We start from the raw sequence: 14,123 nt of genomic DNA on the forward strand, positions 1-14,123 counted from the left end.
TCGAACAAAAGGAATTTCTGCATGCTGTGGTTTTTGACACGAGGACGCCGCCTCAATCCGGTGTACGCCGCATTTATGGTTGTGGCTTTTATGATGGGGATTGCGGGTGCACTTCAGGCTCCCACTCTTAGCCTGTTTTTAACGCGTGAAGTGCAGGTGCGACCGTTCTGGGTCGGGCTGTTTTATACCGTCAATGCGATAGCCGGGATACTCGTCAGCCTGGCGCTGGCGAAGCGTTCAGATAACCGGGGCGACCGTCGCAAACTAATTATGGTTTGTTGCGTTATGGCCGTGGCAAACTGCGTGTTGTTTGCTTTTAACCGCCATTACCTGACGTTAATTACCGTTGGCGTTATGTTCGCGTCTATTGCCAACACGGCGATGCCACAAATCTTCGCTCTTGCCCGCGAGTATGCCGATAGCTCGGCGCGAGAGGTGGTGATGTTCAGCTCGATAATGCGTGCGCAGCTCTCGCTTGCCTGGGTTATCGGGCCGCCGCTGTCATTTATGCTGGCGCTAAACTACGGTTTCACCACCATGTTCCTGATCGCGGCCGGGATTTTCGTTATCTCGCTGGCGCTCATTTTCTTTGCACTCCCCTCAGTGAGCAGGATTGAACAACCCGCAGATGTTGCCCTCACGCAGGTCAGCGGCTGGAAAGACAAAAACGTTCGCATGCTGTTTATCGCCTCCATGTTGATGTGGACCTGCAACACCATGTACATCATTGATATGCCGTTATGGGTCAGCACTGATTTAGGGCTGCCTGAATCGCTGGCGGGGCTTCTGATGGGCACCGCTGCGGGCCTTGAGATCCCGGCGATGATCCTTGCAGGTTATTACGTTAAGCGTTTTGGTAAACGCCGTATGATGGTGATTGCTGTGGCGGCTGGCGTGTTGTTCTACGTCGGATTGATTCTGTTCCATAGTCGCACGGCGCTGCTGTTACTTCAGCTTTTTAACGCGGTGTTTATCGGGATTGTCGCCGGTATCGGGATGTTGTGGTTCCAGGATTTGATGCCGGGCAGGCCGGGTTCGGCGACCACTTTATTTACAAACAGTATTTCGACGGGCGTGATTCTGGCGGGCGTGTTACAGGGTGCGCTGGCGGAGAGCTTCGGGCACCATTCAGTGTACTGGCTAATTGCGGGGTTGTCGGTGTTGGCGTTGATTCTGACCAGTCGGGTAAAGAATATTTAAGCTGAAATAATGTCGGATGACGCTGTACGTCATCCGACAGATAATCATTCGGCCAGAAAAATTTCTAATAGCGAATTCAAAAACAGCTTACCGTGTTCGGTAATCTGCCAAAACTCTTCTGTCTCAATCAAATAATCTTTAGCCATTGCCTCGTCTAACTGCGCACGAATCACCGACTCATCAAGCCCGGTATACAGGCTAAATTCGTTGCGAGGCGCGGCTTCCAGCAGACGGAAACGGTTCATAAAGAACTCGAATGGTTTGTCGGCTTGTTCAACATCGTGCTGCTTATCGAGGTATTTGCCTTCCATGTAACCGCGCGGATGACGAGTTTTGGCGGTACGCATAATGCGTCCGTCTTCAAATGTCACCTTGCCGTGGGCACCGCAGCCAATCCCCAGATAATCACCAAAGCGCCAGTAGTTCAGGTTGTGCTGGCACTGGTAGCCTGGTTTCGCATAGGCCGAGGTTTCGTATTGCTGGTAACCGGCAGCCGTCAGCAGTTTGTCGCCCTGCTCGAAAATATCCCACAGTGCGTCGTCGTCCGGCAGTTTTGGCGGGCGTGAGCTAAACAAAGTATTCGGCTCAATCGTCAGCTGATACCACGAAAGATGCGGTGGGTTCAGTTCAATCGCCTGGCGCAAATCATCGAGCGCTTCTTCCAGAGTCTGATCCGGCAGGCCGTGCATGAGATCCAGGTTAAAGCTGCGCAAGCCAAGACCGTTTGCCAGATGTGCTGCACGCTTTGCTTCGCCAGAATCGTGAATACGCCCCAGGCGCTTGAGTTTCGGTTCGCTGAAACTCTGCACGCCGATAGAGATGCGGTTCACGCCAGCGCGCTGGTAACTCACGAAACGGTCTGCTTCTACCGTCCCGGGGTTCGCTTCCATGGTAATTTCCGCATCCGCTGCCACCGGTAGGCGTGCACGCACACCGTCGAGCAGGTTTTGCATCGCCTCGCCTGAAAGTAGACTCGGCGTACCGCCACCAATAAAGATGGTCTTTATTTCACGTCCTTGTGCCATTGGCGCGTCATTTTCCAGATCGCGCAACAGGTGGGCGACATACTCATCGTGCGGTACGTCGCCTTTGAGTGCATGAGAGTTGAAGTCACAGTAGGGGCACTTCTGCACGCACCACGGGATATGAATATAGAGACTCAGAGGTGGCAAATTAGCCATTTTTCATTGCTTCCAGTAACAGTTTCAGTGCTCGCCCACGGTGGGAGATCGCACGTTTTTCATCACGAGTAAGCTCACCGGCAGTTTTGCTTTCACTCGGGACAAAGAAAATAGGGTCGTAGCCGAAGCCACCCTGGCCTGCTGCTTCGCGGGTAATCTGGCCTTCCCAGCTACCGTGACACACGAGTGGCGTTGGATCTTCTGCATGGCGCATATAGACCAGCACGCAATGGAATCGTGCTTTGCGCTGATCGTCCGGCACATCTTTCAGTGTAGCCAGTAACTTTTCCAGGTTCTGCTGGTCGGATGCATCCACGCCTGCGTAGCGTGCGGAGTAAATCCCCGGAGCACCACCCAGCACATCAACAGCCAGACCGGAGTCATCGGCGATGGCAGGCAGGCCGGTAACCTGTGCGGCATGGCGCGCTTTCAGAATGGCATTCTCGATAAACGTCAGCCCAGTTTCTTCGGCTGACTCCACGCCCAGCTCAGTTTGCGCCACAACATCCAGACCAAAATCGCCCAGTAAATCGGCGAGTTCACGCACTTTACCGGCGTTACCGGTTGCGAGGACAACTTTTTGCATAGTGAGAAAATCCTGTGAAATTGGCTAATTATTCGAGCAAAGCCGCGACTTCCGTCGGGATGTGTTGCGGGTCGATAATCTTAATTTGTTTATGGCGGCCCAGTTCGCCTTTCTCAAGCAGCACCTGGCTTTTGGCAACTTTGAACTGCTTAGCCAGGTATTTTACCAGATGAGCGTTAGCTTTGCCGTCTATCGGTGGGGCGGTGATGGCGACTTTAAGCTCGTCGCCATGTAGCCCGATAATGCTATCCCGGCTGGCTTTAGGCTGAATATACAGCCGTAAAACCAGCCCGTCGGAGTTAAGGCTCACTGCACTCACAGCAAATACCAAAGCCCCGGGAACAAGTCCATGCCGAGGTAATTCAGCGCGTAGAGAATCAAAATGACGATCATCGCTGAAAAATCGATGCCACCCATAGCCGGAAGCACGCGGCGAATGGGCGCCATCATTGGCTCAGTGAGCTGCATCAACACGTATTCAATTGGGCTGCGGCCCTGGCTTATCCAGCTCATCAGCGAGCGGATAATGATCACCCAGAACACCAGCGTACCGGCGGATTTGAGCAGTGATAACAAGCCCACCAGCAGGTTCATCGGGTCAAGCGATAAAGCGCCAACCTGAATGAGCAGCAAAACCGGGTACTTCAATGTGGTGAGAATAAACGCCACCAGCAAAGAGGCGGTATCAATTGGCCCAATCGACGGAATGATCCGGCGCAGCGGTCCAACAATCGGCTGGGTAATCTTGACGATAAACTGCGCAAAAGGGTTGTAAAAGTCACAACGCGACCACTGCATCCAGATGCGAATCAGCAGCACCATCACATACAGTTCAATCAGTGTTTTGACCAGGAAAGTCAACGTCAGCATGGCGTTCCTCAAAATTTAGTGATTAACGTGCGGAATAATCCCGCGCGCCGAAAATAGCGGTTCCAATGCGCACCATGGTGCTGCCTGCGGCAATCGCGGCGTCCATGTCATCGGTCATGCCCAGGGACAACGTATCAACCGTTGGGTAACGGTTTTTGAGCGATTCGAAAGCTGCTGCCATTTTCTGGCAAACCGCTAACTGACGCTCGTAATCAGGTTCAGGGGCAGGAATTGCCATCAAACCTCGTAACACCAGACCCGGCAGAGCGGCAATATCAGCCGCGAGTGTTTCAAGCTCACTTATCGCAATGCCAGATTTGCTTTGTTCATCACTGATATTGATTTGAATCAGCACGTTAAGCGGAGCCATTTCGTCCGGGCGTTGTTCGCTCAGACGGCTGGCAATGCGCAACCGATCAACGGTGTGGCACCAGTCAAAATGCTCTGCAACCAGACGGCTTTTGTTCGACTGCAACGGGCCGATAAAGTGCCACTCAAGGGTTTCTTCGCCGTTTTCGGCAAAGTAACGAATTTTATCCACGCCTTCCTGCACGTAGTTTTCACCAAACGCGCGTTGCCCGGCAGCAACGGCTTCTGCGATGGCACCCGCAGGCTTTGTTTTGCTCACTGCAAGCAAAGTCACTTCTTCTGGAGCACGGCCGCAGCGTTCAGTTGCCGCTAAGATTTTATTCTGAACCTGTGCCAGATTGTGCGCTATCTCGTTCATAGGTTGGAAAGTGATATGGATATCGAAGAAATTGTGGCCCTTAGTGTAAAGCATAATGTCTCTGATCTACACCTGTGTACGCAGCTTCCTGCTCGCTGGCGCAGGCAAGGGCGGCTTGAACCTCTGCCCGAAAGTGCGCCAACCCCCGCAACGTTGCTGAGCATCTGGCTGACAAACGGGCAACGAGAAGAATTAGAGCAACACGGGCAACTGGATTTTGCCGTTACACTGGCAAGTGGCACCCGGCTGCGTGCCAACGCTTTTCGCCAGATGCAAGGCGACTCGCTTGCTTTGCGGATACTCACCTCTCACAGCCCAAAATTTGAATCGCTAAACGTTCCTGCCATTATTCCGGAATTACTGAAATCTGCTGATGGCTTAATTCTGGTCACCGGGGCTACGGGCAGCGGTAAATCCACTACGCTTGCGGCGATGGTGGATCATCTCAACCATCATCTCGACGGGCATATTCTCACCCTGGAAGATCCTATCGAGTTTGTTCATCACCCGAAGCGCTGTTTGATTCAGCAACGAGAACCGGGGCAGCATTGCCGATCGTTTGCCGCAGGTTTACGTGCGGCACTGCGTGAAGATCCCGATGTCATTTTGTTGGGCGAATTGCGTGACAGCGAAACTATCCGCCTTGCACTTACCGCCGCAGAAACCGGGCATTTAGTTCTCGCAACGCTCCACACTCGTGGGGCGGCACAAGCAGTAGAGCGGCTGGTGGATGTGTTTCCCGCAGAAGAAAAAAACATGGTGCATAGCCAACTGGCGGGCAGTTTAAAAGCGGTGTTGGCACAGAAATTATTGCCCGATAGCTGTGGCGGAAGGGTGGCTCTGTTCGAGTTACTGGTCAATACACCTGCCGTAGCGAGCCTTATCCGTGAAGGGAAAACCCACCAATTACCGGGGCAAATACAAACCGGGCAGCAATATGGCATGCAAAGTTTTGCTCAAGGTGAAGCGGTGTTACGTGCGGAAGGTCGTATTGCCGATGGGGAAAAAAATGATGGTTAAAATAATTGCTCATGTGTGTATTGGTGTGTATTGTTTTTCCATCAGGAGAAAACCATGAACTCTTCTGACCTGATTAAGGAACTGAAGGCCGCAGGATGCGAACCCGCCAGAAATTCGGGAGGCAGCCACTGGATCTGGTGCTCGCCAAATACCGGGAATACTTTTCCGGTTCCGCATCCAAAGAAAGATCTTCCCATCGGTACTGTCAGATCCATTCGTAAACGCGCGGGAATATGATTCCCAACTCACGGAGATTACCTATGTTTTTTTCTGTTGGCGTGGAGATGCCTACAAACGAGAACGAAGCGTTCGGTCTGGTTGTACCGGCGTTGTGCAATGATGATTTTGGCTGTGTATCAGCGGCAGATTATCAGGATGAAATCGCAGAAATGGGACGCGAGGCAATTTTGTTAATCGCGGATGAAATGGTAAAGCGTGGCGTCGACATTACGCAGCTTAAAGATGCCGGGCCATTCGTCTACGCGGCAAATCCAGAATATGCGTATTGTAGCCAATGGCTGCTGGTTGATGTGGATTTGTCGGCCCTGGAAGGAAAACAACAGCGGATAAACATTACTCTGCCGGATACGCTACTTATGCGAATTGATAACCGTGTAAAACAGCCATCATCGGGTTACCGGGATCGCAGTCATTTTCTGGCCGTCGCAGCAAGGCATGAGCTGATTGATGAGTCTTCAGACATGCCTGACAACAAAAAAGACTAAGGATTATAGTCAAACCAACTTTCAAGAATCACAACGGCTGAGGCGGAATCAATGCTGCCCTTATTGAGGGCGCGGAAACCGCCGTGCTCGAATAACCCTGCACGAGCTTCCACGGTGCTTAGGCGCTCATCCTGCAATGAGACTTTTACACCAAAACGGCCATGCAGGCGGTTGGCAAACTTACGTGCGCGCGCGGTGAGTGGCTGCTCGGTACCATCCATATTCAGTGGCAAACCTACGACGACTTCATCGGGTTGCCACTCTTTGAGGATTTTCTCGATAACGTTCCAGTCGGGTGTGCCATCCTGTGCTTTCAGGGCGGTTAAAGGGCGTGCTGTTCTGGTAATGCGTTGGCCAATGGCGACACCAATACTTTTGGTACCGAAATCAAAGGCTAATAAAGTCCCACTGCTCATCAGGCGTGTCCCGCTTCACTTGGCATGTTATGGATATCAATGCCGATTAATTTTGCGGCTTCTCGCCAGCGTTCAGAAATCGGGGTATGGAAAAGAATCGATGCATCTGCTGGAGCGGTTAGCCACGCGTTGTCGAGAATCTCTTGTTCCAGTTGGCCTTTTTCCCACGAGGAGTAACCGAGCGCGACAATCACATCCGTAGGTTGTTTTGCCGTGCCAATGGTTTCCAGCACATCGCGAGATGTGGTGATCACGGTGTCGTCCGAAATACGGATACTGGAGGCGAAACAATCTGGAGGGGAGTGCAAAATAAAACCGCGGTCTTCCGCCAGCGGGCCGCCAATAAAAACAGGTTTATCAAGGCGAATGGCTGGGTCACGGGGTTCTGGTTCGATTTTTAATTTTTGTAGAACACCATCAACCTGAAGGTTTTCAAGGGGTTTATTAATAATTATCCCCATTGCGCCTTCGTCGTTGTATTCGCAGATATAAACGACGGCTCGCTTAAACAGAGGATCCTGGAGCGCCGGCATGGCAATTAGAAAGTGATGCTGTAAATTCATTGTCAGAGGTTTTGGTTCCGGTTGAATAAGCGACATTTTATGCGCAGGGAATAGTCAGTTTATCATTATTGAACTGCTCTGGACACTCGGCCCATCCTTGGGCCATACCCCTGAAAAAGGGCGCCGGACTATTTCGCCAGGCGTTTTTCGATAGCGTCAAACAACATGCCAGTAATAGAAACCGGGAATTCGGCTTCGATTTCACGAATGCACGTTGGGCTGGTGACGTTAATCTCGGTCAGACGGTCACCGATGATATCCAGGCCAACAAAAATCAGCCCTTTCGCTTTAAGCGTTGGGCCAACACGGCGGGCAATTTCCCAGTCGCTTTCGGTCAATGGGCGCGGTTCGCCACGTCCACCTGCTGCCAGGTTGCCACGGGTTTCACCGCCCTGGGGAATACGCGCCAGGCAGTAAGGAACAGGTTCGCCATCAACCACCAGAACCCGCTTGTCGCCATCGACAATGGCAGGCAGGTAATTCTGCGCCATGCAGTAACGGTTGCCGAGTTCAGTCAGCGTTTCAGCGATGACGCCAATGTTTGGATCACCTTCTTTAACGCGGAAAATTGAAGCGCCACCCATGCCATCTAACGGCTTGAGGATGATATCGCCGTGCTTTTGCCAGAACGCTTTAAGCTGCGCTTTGTTGCGAGTCACCAGTGTTTCTGGTGTCAAATCAGCAAACCAGGCGGTGAACAACTTTTCGTTACAGTCGCGCAGGCTTTGCGGTTTGTTAACGATCAACGTGCCTTGTTCTTCGGCGCGCTCAAGAATATACGTCGCGTAGATAAATTCGGTATCAAACGGAGGATCTTTACGCATCAATACGACGTTGAGATCCGCAAGCTTGATGTCTTGCTCACTACCAAATTCGTACCATTTATCGTAGTTCTGCTCGACAGTGACCAGGCGAGTGCGTGCGTGTGCTTCGCCGTTGATCAAATACAGATCGGCCATTTCCATGTAATGCAGTTCATAACCACGGCGCTGTGCTTCCAGCAGCATGGCAAAGCTTGAGTCTTTCTTGATGTTAATGTTTGCGATGGGGTCCATCACGATGCCGAGCTTGATCATTGTTTTTCTCCGGTTTTAGCCCAGGTCGCCAAAACGCACTTGCAGCGCAGTAATGGCTGTGAGCGCGGTAGTCTCAGTGCGTAGAACGCGAGGTCCCAACAGAATATCAGTAAACTGATGACGTGCGGTCATGGCAATTTCATCAACCGTTAAACCGCCTTCCGGGCCAATTAGCAGGCGCACACGTTCAACAGGTTGCGGCAATGTATTAATACTGGCGCTGGCACGAGGATGTAGGTTGAGCTTGAGGCTTGCATCATCTTCAGCACACCACAGTTCAAGATCCATCGCCGGGCGAACTTCTGGCACGATATTGCGACCGCATTGCTCGCAGGCGGCAATAGCAATTTTCTGCCACTGTCCCAGTTTCTTGTTCAGGCGCTCGGCATCCAGTTTTACGCCACAGCGTTCAGAAAACAAAGGCGTAATCACATTCACACCCAGTTCGACGGCTTTCTGAATCGTGAATTCCATCTTCTCACCGCGCGACATGACCTGGCCGAGATGTAGATGAAGTGGGGACTCACGGTCATCAACGTTCGCGCTCAGGACTTTGACCCGCACGCTTTTTTTATCGGCCTGAATAATTTCAGCCTCAAAAATCTGATTGCTGCCGTCAAACAATTGCAACGCGTGGCCTGCACTCATGCGCAATACGCGGCCAACATGATTTGCTGCATCTTCGCAAAGTGCGATGTCCTGGCCGACGGAAAGGAGTTCAGGGTGATGAATGCGGGGTATACGCATGGTTTTTAATATCCAAAAGCGGGAACAGTGATAACAATTCCCGCTAGTGTAGGTTAGCTGTTTTGTGCCTGGCAAGCCCGCAGCACATAAGGGTTATGATTGCCCTGAACTTTAGCGATGCGTTCGTCGCGTTCGCACTCCCAGGTGGTGACTGGATATTGCTTATTCCACGCCTCAAACAGCTGGGTTTGCTGGCGAGAAAGGTTTAGCTGATATTGGTCACGCATATAGAAGTATGTGCGGGCGATGGCGCCACGGGCACGCGCTGGTGGCTCGGCAATCTTTTCTTTGAAGTCCACTTTCATTGCGCATTGCCCATACTGGCCTTCGCCGCCATTCCACTGGCTATACATAAAGTTGTTACGGTCAGCATTCACTTCACCAACAGCTGGTTGCAGGTTATGCATATCGCTCTCCATCTTGCGATATTCCGGGTCTTTAGCGCAGTTTTTACGGCCACCATCTTGCCAACATTGGCGCTGATGGCCGAACTGCCAGGCTGGAACAACATGTTCCCATTCGATACGTGAGGCACGGTTTTCATTTTTACGCACTTTGTAGCCGCATGACTCCAGATCGGGAACACCCTTTTTCCCTTCCCAGTTAATTTTACATCCACAATAGAAGTCGCCAGGCGCGTCGGCATTCACTTTGGCACCAGCCGCTTTTGCCTGAGAGAAATTATTGATACCGGAGCTGAACGTAGAGAAAGAGCAGAGGGCTGCAACAAGTGCAACAGCCAAAGAAATTTTGCGAGACATTTCCAGAATCCTTACTAAATCGAGTCCGCACACTACCGCACGATTTATTGGGATTCAATCAGCAAAATCAGGAAACTTTATGGATAATATTTTTAATTACAGTGGGTTGTAACGTCAGGTTTTAACAGGTCGCCACATTGCACACAGCGGTATTCTGACTCGCCGCGCAGGACTTTGTTATGACGGCGCACCGTCAACTGATGCTGTTGGCAACGGCAGCGATAGGGGAAGGTGTTTTTGCGAACGGATTGCACTTCAAACTTATGTGTCCGGCGGGCAGGAACGCCAAGCACTGTTTCCATCATCCATTTCCACTCTTTGCCATGTGGCGCTACGCGGCCAAAGTGTTTCCACACCAACAAATGAGCCAGTTCGTGAGGTACCACCTCATCAATAAAGGTCTGCTGGTTTTCCATTAACAACACCGGGTTGAGACGGATTTCGTAGCTATCCATCCATGCTGTGCCCGCAACTGTGCCTCGCTGCTGATATACCAGCTTCGGTTCCGGGTAGTTACGGCCTAAGTGCAGATTAGCCTGTTGAAGCTTTTCCCGTAGGCAACGCATAACGGCTTGCTGGAGTGCGATGGGGAGTCTTGGGGATTTCATAGCGGCAAAGAATAGTGCGAGGTGGTGCATGGTGCAAGCCCTTCTCCCGTTAAGGAGAAGGGCGGCTATTGCTTAGTTGTGAGCGCCAATCTCACGTAAACGGCGGCCTTTCATCAGGTTACGTTCGATGTGCTCCAGGGAAACGTGTTTAGTTTCAGGAACCAGCCACACGGTGAGAACAATAAAGAACAGGTTCAACGCGCCGTATACCCAGAAAGTATTCGCATTGCCCAGCGTGTTAAGCATGGTCAGGAACGTTGCACCCACGATCATGTTCGCAATCCAGTTGGTGGCGGTTGAGCAAGTGATACCAAAATCGCGCCCTTTAAGCGGCTGGATTTCAGAACACAGTACCCAAATCAGCGGGCCGGCACTCATTGCAAAACCAACGATAAACATTAGCAGCATGGCGATAGCAAAGTATTGCGCGCCCTGGGAATGAATACCAACGTGCAGCATAGTCCCGAGAATGCCCATGCCCACGGCCATAACCATGAAGCCTAGTACCAGTGTAGGTTTACGGCCCCAACGGTCTACCAGACCAATAGCAATGAAGGTTGCCAGTACGTTGATAAGACCAACGATGACGGTGCCCCACATCTGCTGAGTGGTATTGGTGAAGCCAGCAATTTCGAAGATTTTCGGTGCGTAATACATGATGACGTTCATACCAGTGAACTGTTGCATCACCTGAAGCAGAACACCCAGGAACACGGCACGACGGAAGTGGCTGTTTTCTTTAAACAATGACCAGCCGCTTTGTTTCACCTTCAGGCTTTCACGGATTTCTTCCAGTTCGCGTTTTGCTTCAGCACTGGTGTCACGTAAGCGCATCAGGACACGCTCAGCATCATGGAAGCGACGTTTTGCGGCGAACCAACGTGGGCTGTCTGGCAGGAAGAATACGCCAACCAGCAAGATCAAAGCAGGAATGGTGATAACACCCAGCATCCAGCGCCATGAACCGTTATAGCTGAAAGCTGTATCGGAAAGGTAAGCGCCAAGAATACCGATGGTAATCATCAACTGGTACATGGAGATCATGCTGCCACGGATTTTTTCTGGTGCAATCTCAGACAGGTAAAGTGGTGCGGTATAAGACGCAACACCGACTGCCAGGCCGAGCAATACACGGGAGAGAATCAGAATTTCAGTGTTCGGTGCAAAAGCCGAACACAGTGAACCTGCAACGAAAAGCACTGCGCCAATCATCAGGCTGTATTTACGCCCGATGCGGAAGGAGAGCCAGCCACTGCCCACGGCACCGACAGCTGCACCAAACATCATCGAACTTACAACCCATTCTTGCTGGTGCGCAGTTATCTGGAAATCTTTAGCGATAAACGGTAACGCACCGGCAATCACGCCAATATCGAGGCCAAATAACAAACCGGCCAGGGCTGCAAGAAAACAGACAAAAAAGGTCATGCTTTTGTTCGAGCGCCCTTGTTTTTTTATTTCAGGCATAGTGCTCTCCAGTTGAATAATTTGGGGGATATCTCGCTATTAAGGTTAGGTTAACGCGACGTAAAATTGTGTGATTCAACTCACGTTAGTGTAATCGGTTACACTAGTGTCAAGAACTGTATATGTAATTTATATAATTAAAACAGTGAATTGAGTGTAGAAAATAAAACCAAAATTTTCCATGCAAGACTAATCTGAAATGTTTTGTAACTAGCGCAGCAACAAAATGTTGTCATGCAGAACTGTCTTAATTAATGCCTTGTTAACGCCAATGTAACCGTTCCCACTGGTGTTGTTTGTTACGAGAGATTTTGCGGGAAGAGGATTTTAAGTGTTGTAGGGGGTAAAAAGAAAAAGGCCAGCGAAGCGCTGGCCTTTAAAGTTTGATGGTGAACTGGCTAGAGGTTATTTCAGGCCAGCAGCATCACGCAGCAATTCTGCTTTGTCGGTTTTTTCCCAAGGGAAATGCTCACGACCAAAGTGACCGTATGCTGCGGTTTCTTTGTAAATTGGGTGCAGCAGATCCAGCATCTGAATCAGGCCGTACGGACGCAGGTCGAAGAACTCACGTACCAGCAGGGTCAATTGCTCGGTAGAGATTTTCTCAGTACCGAAGGTTTCAACCATGATGGAAGTTGGCTCAGCAACGCCGATTGCGTAAGAGACCTGGATTTCACAACGGTCAGCAAGGCCCGCAGCAACGATGTTTTTCGCCACATAACGTGCCGCATACGCCGCAGATCGGTCCACTTTAGATGGATCTTTACCAGAGAATGCGCCGCCACCGTGACGAGCCATGCCGCCGTAGGTATCAACGATAATTTTACGACCGGTCAGACCGCAGTCACCCATTGGACCACCGATAACAAAACGGCCTGTTGGGTTGATATGGTATTTAGTGGAAGCATTCAACCATTCTGCTGGCAGAACTGGCTTGATGATCTCTTCCATCACCGCTTCTTGCAGCGTTTTCAGTGCAACATCTTCTGAATGCTGAGTAGACAAAACGACCGCATCGATGCCAACGATTTTACCGTCGCCATACTGGAAAGTGATCTGGCTTTTTGCATCCGGACGCAACCATGGCAGTGAGCCATTCTTACGAACTTCAGCCTGGCGTTGAACCAGACGGTGTGCGTAAGTGATTGGCGCTGGCATCAGCACTTCGGTTTCGTTGGTCGCATAACCAAACATCAGGCCCTGGTCGCCTGCACCTTGCTCCAGCGGGTCAGTACGGTCAACGCCCTGGTTGATATCCGGGGACTGCTTACCGATAGCGCTCAGCACTGCGCAAGAGTTGGCATCAAAGCCCATATCAGAATGCACGTAGCCGATTTCACGAATCGTTTGACGAGTGATCTCTTCGATATCAACCCAGGCGCTGGTGGTGATTTCACCGCCAACCAGAACCATGCCGGTTTTCACGTAAGTTTCGCAAGCTACGCGCGCTTTTGGATCCTGTTCCAGGATCGCATCAAGCACCGCATCGGAGATTTGGTCAGCGATTTTATCGGGATGCCCTTCTGATACAGACTCGGACGTAAAGAGGTGTTTGGCCATGTTTTATTCACCCTAAGAGAATTAGGTTAGTGCAGACTGCTGTTTATCGGCGCTCGAACCAGTGCGATGTACTGGTAACGTGAGTTTTCACCACAGGTTTCATTTCAGGCAGTCTAACAGTTAATCGGTATAGATGGATTAACATCTGGACGTCTATTCTAGGTTATCCATTAATCAGATTACCAGTGATTTTTACGCCTGCAAGTCTGCGCAAATAATCTCGGGTGGCAAATTTTACCGACAGGGCCGCAATCCAGGGATTTTTACTTTGCAATTTTCGGCTGTAATCGGTATAAAGCGGCGCGCGCGGCTCATTCAACAAGCACACAGTTTTTGTGTTGCCCACTTCCAGCCGGGTTGAGCAAATTTCTGAGCTTTGGCTTGTCGCATACCCAAACCGTATGCGTGGAGGTGATACGATTGAAAAACCGCTTTAATTCGCAAACTCTGGCGACCGTCCAGGTCGTGCATATGCTCCTCGCATCCAGCAACTCTTTGCTACAACTGCATTCCTGCCGATGTTATACCCATCTTGGCGCATCGATGGATTCTCGGGCCGGTTTTTAAACCCTCGAAATTCAGAACTTGGGCTCTCTTGTCATCGATAAGAGTATTC

Annotated in this window: 18 protein-coding genes; 5 read left to right on the forward strand and 13 right to left on the reverse strand. The window is 50.9% G+C overall.

Annotation, left to right across the window (positions count from 1 at the left end; genetic code table 11):
* Nucleotides 1-21: 21 nt before the first annotated feature.
* Nucleotides 22-1,200: a sugar efflux transporter gene (locus AC0IXI_RS03675; protein ID WP_064513714.1), complete on the forward strand. Its 1,179-nt coding sequence runs from the start codon at nt 22-24 to the stop codon at nt 1,198-1,200.
* Between the two features lie 44 nt (nt 1,201-1,244).
* On the opposite strand, the gene hemW is transcribed toward AC0IXI_RS03675, so the two are convergent.
* From hemW to AC0IXI_RS03700, 5 genes are read right to left on the reverse strand one after another with little or no spacing between them, the layout of a single operon-like run.
* Nucleotides 1,245-2,381: a radical SAM family heme chaperone HemW gene (gene hemW / locus AC0IXI_RS03680; RefSeq protein ID WP_064513713.1), complete on the reverse strand. Its 1,137-nt coding sequence runs from the start codon at nt 2,379-2,381 to the stop codon at nt 1,245-1,247.
* Complete coding sequence (locus AC0IXI_RS03685; RefSeq protein ID WP_471681944.1) at nt 2,374-2,967, reverse strand: XTP/dITP diphosphatase; 594 nt, start codon at nt 2,965-2,967, stop codon at nt 2,374-2,376. The genes hemW and AC0IXI_RS03685 overlap by 8 nt, the downstream gene beginning before the upstream one ends.
* Before the next feature lie 28 nt (nt 2,968-2,995).
* The gene (yggU, locus tag AC0IXI_RS03690) at nt 2,996-3,286 is read right to left on the reverse strand and encodes a DUF167 family protein YggU (RefSeq protein ID WP_064513708.1); all 291 of its coding nucleotides are present in this window, start codon (nt 3,284-3,286) and stop codon (nt 2,996-2,998) included.
* Nucleotides 3,283-3,837, reverse strand: a complete 555-nt coding sequence (locus AC0IXI_RS03695; protein ID WP_064513707.1) for a YggT family protein — start codon at nt 3,835-3,837, stop codon at nt 3,283-3,285. Before AC0IXI_RS03695 ends, yggU begins: the two co-directional genes overlap by 4 nt.
* Nucleotides 3,838-3,859: 22 nt before the next feature.
* Entirely contained in the window at nt 3,860-4,564 is a 705-nt protein-coding gene (locus AC0IXI_RS03700; RefSeq protein WP_064513706.1) for a YggS family pyridoxal phosphate-dependent enzyme, read from the reverse strand.
* 15 nt (nt 4,565-4,579) lie between these two features.
* On the opposite strand from AC0IXI_RS03700, the gene AC0IXI_RS03705 reads away from it, so the two are divergent.
* From AC0IXI_RS03705 to AC0IXI_RS03715, 3 genes are read left to right on the forward strand one after another with little or no spacing between them, the layout of a single operon-like run.
* On the forward strand, nt 4,580-5,584 hold the full coding sequence (locus AC0IXI_RS03705) for a type IV pilus twitching motility protein PilT (RefSeq protein ID WP_471681945.1): 1,005 nt from the start codon (nt 4,580-4,582) through the stop codon (nt 5,582-5,584).
* A gap of 54 nt (nt 5,585-5,638) precedes the next feature.
* On the forward strand, nt 5,639-5,821 hold the full coding sequence (locus tag AC0IXI_RS03710; protein ID WP_424221869.1) for a type II toxin-antitoxin system HicA family toxin: 183 nt from the start codon (nt 5,639-5,641) through the stop codon (nt 5,819-5,821).
* 23 nt (nt 5,822-5,844) lie between these two features.
* Nucleotides 5,845-6,309 (forward strand): type II toxin-antitoxin system HicB family antitoxin, encoded by a 465-nt coding sequence (locus tag AC0IXI_RS03715; RefSeq protein WP_471681946.1) that lies wholly within the window; start codon nt 5,845-5,847, stop codon nt 6,307-6,309.
* Here the strand turns inward: AC0IXI_RS03715 and ruvX are convergent.
* The 8 genes from ruvX to metK form a co-directional block, all read right to left on the reverse strand.
* Nucleotides 6,306-6,725: a Holliday junction resolvase RuvX gene (gene ruvX / locus AC0IXI_RS03720; protein ID WP_064513699.1), complete on the reverse strand. Its 420-nt coding sequence runs from the start codon at nt 6,723-6,725 to the stop codon at nt 6,306-6,308. The genes AC0IXI_RS03715 and ruvX overlap by 4 nt on opposite strands.
* The gene (locus AC0IXI_RS03725) at nt 6,725-7,288 is read right to left on the reverse strand and encodes a YqgE/AlgH family protein (RefSeq protein WP_134184875.1); all 564 of its coding nucleotides are present in this window, start codon (nt 7,286-7,288) and stop codon (nt 6,725-6,727) included. The genes ruvX and AC0IXI_RS03725 overlap by 1 nt, the downstream gene beginning before the upstream one ends.
* A 128-nt stretch (nt 7,289-7,416) precedes the next feature.
* Complete coding sequence (gshB, locus tag AC0IXI_RS03730; RefSeq protein ID WP_064513696.1) at nt 7,417-8,364, reverse strand: glutathione synthase; 948 nt, start codon at nt 8,362-8,364, stop codon at nt 7,417-7,419.
* 15 nt (nt 8,365-8,379) lie between these two features.
* A complete protein-coding gene (gene rsmE, locus AC0IXI_RS03735; protein ID WP_064513694.1) occupies nt 8,380-9,111 on the reverse strand; it encodes a 16S rRNA (uracil(1498)-N(3))-methyltransferase in 732 nt (243 codons plus the stop codon).
* A gap of 53 nt (nt 9,112-9,164) precedes the next feature.
* Entirely contained in the window at nt 9,165-9,872 is a 708-nt protein-coding gene (gene endA / locus AC0IXI_RS03740) for a deoxyribonuclease I (protein WP_064513692.1), read from the reverse strand.
* Between the two features lie 92 nt (nt 9,873-9,964).
* Entirely contained in the window at nt 9,965-10,480 is a 516-nt protein-coding gene (locus tag AC0IXI_RS03745) for a SprT family zinc-dependent metalloprotease (protein ID WP_134184872.1), read from the reverse strand.
* Nucleotides 10,481-10,552: 72 nt separating this feature from the next.
* Complete coding sequence (locus tag AC0IXI_RS03750; protein WP_134184611.1) at nt 10,553-11,947, reverse strand: sugar porter family MFS transporter; 1,395 nt, start codon at nt 11,945-11,947, stop codon at nt 10,553-10,555.
* Nucleotides 11,948-12,352: 405 nt separating this feature from the next.
* Nucleotides 12,353-13,507 carry a methionine adenosyltransferase gene (gene metK / locus AC0IXI_RS03755; protein WP_471681947.1) on the reverse strand — a complete coding sequence of 385 codons (1,155 nt, stop codon included), beginning with the start codon at nt 13,505-13,507 and terminating at the stop codon, nt 12,353-12,355.
* Nucleotides 13,508-13,978: 471 nt separating this feature from the next.
* Here metK and AC0IXI_RS03760 point away from each other — a divergent pair, with 471 nt between their 5' ends.
* A complete protein-coding gene (locus tag AC0IXI_RS03760) occupies nt 13,979-14,074 on the forward strand; it encodes a hypothetical protein (RefSeq protein ID WP_420535598.1) in 96 nt (31 codons plus the stop codon).
* The last annotated feature ends 49 nt before the right edge of the window (nt 14,075-14,123 follow it).

It is taken from the genome of Buttiauxella sp. AC038 (genome assembly GCF_979253565.1).

What these genes read in the sequence shown, in the direction of transcription:
- AC0IXI_RS03685 (WP_471681944.1), bottom strand. Translation starts at nt 2,967, where the DNA reads ATGCAAAAAGTTGTCCTCGCAACCGGTAACGCCGGTAAAGTGCGTGAA.
- hemW (WP_064513713.1), bottom strand. Translation starts at nt 2,381, where the DNA reads ATGGCTAATTTGCCACCTCTGAGTCTCTATATTCATATCCCGTGGTGC.
- gshB (WP_064513696.1), bottom strand. Translation starts at nt 8,364, where the DNA reads ATGATCAAGCTCGGCATCGTGATGGACCCCATCGCAAACATTAACATC.
- ruvX (WP_064513699.1), bottom strand. Translation starts at nt 6,725, where the DNA reads ATGAGCAGTGGGACTTTATTAGCCTTTGATTTCGGTACCAAAAGTATT.
- AC0IXI_RS03725 (WP_134184875.1), bottom strand. Translation starts at nt 7,288, where the DNA reads ATGAATTTACAGCATCACTTTCTAATTGCCATGCCGGCGCTCCAGGAT.
- AC0IXI_RS03750 (WP_134184611.1), bottom strand. Translation starts at nt 11,947, where the DNA reads ATGCCTGAAATAAAAAAACAAGGGCGCTCGAACAAAAGCATGACCTTT.
- metK (WP_471681947.1), bottom strand. Translation starts at nt 13,507, where the DNA reads ATGGCCAAACACCTCTTTACGTCCGAGTCTGTATCAGAAGGGCATCCC.
- AC0IXI_RS03705 (WP_471681945.1), top strand. Translation starts at nt 4,580, where the DNA reads ATGGATATCGAAGAAATTGTGGCCCTTAGTGTAAAGCATAATGTCTCT.
- rsmE (WP_064513694.1), bottom strand. Translation starts at nt 9,111, where the DNA reads ATGCGTATACCCCGCATTCATCACCCTGAACTCCTTTCCGTCGGCCAG.
- endA (WP_064513692.1), bottom strand. Translation starts at nt 9,872, where the DNA reads ATGTCTCGCAAAATTTCTTTGGCTGTTGCACTTGTTGCAGCCCTCTGC.
- AC0IXI_RS03760 (WP_420535598.1), top strand. Translation starts at nt 13,979, where the DNA reads ATGCTCCTCGCATCCAGCAACTCTTTGCTACAACTGCATTCCTGCCGA.
- AC0IXI_RS03710 (WP_424221869.1), top strand. Translation starts at nt 5,639, where the DNA reads ATGAACTCTTCTGACCTGATTAAGGAACTGAAGGCCGCAGGATGCGAA.
- AC0IXI_RS03675 (WP_064513714.1), top strand. Translation starts at nt 22, where the DNA reads ATGCTGTGGTTTTTGACACGAGGACGCCGCCTCAATCCGGTGTACGCC.
- AC0IXI_RS03715 (WP_471681946.1), top strand. Translation starts at nt 5,845, where the DNA reads ATGTTTTTTTCTGTTGGCGTGGAGATGCCTACAAACGAGAACGAAGCG.
- AC0IXI_RS03695 (WP_064513707.1), bottom strand. Translation starts at nt 3,837, where the DNA reads ATGCTGACGTTGACTTTCCTGGTCAAAACACTGATTGAACTGTATGTG.
- AC0IXI_RS03700 (WP_064513706.1), bottom strand. Translation starts at nt 4,564, where the DNA reads ATGAACGAGATAGCGCACAATCTGGCACAGGTTCAGAATAAAATCTTA.
- AC0IXI_RS03745 (WP_134184872.1), bottom strand. Translation starts at nt 10,480, where the DNA reads ATGAAATCCCCAAGACTCCCCATCGCACTCCAGCAAGCCGTTATGCGT.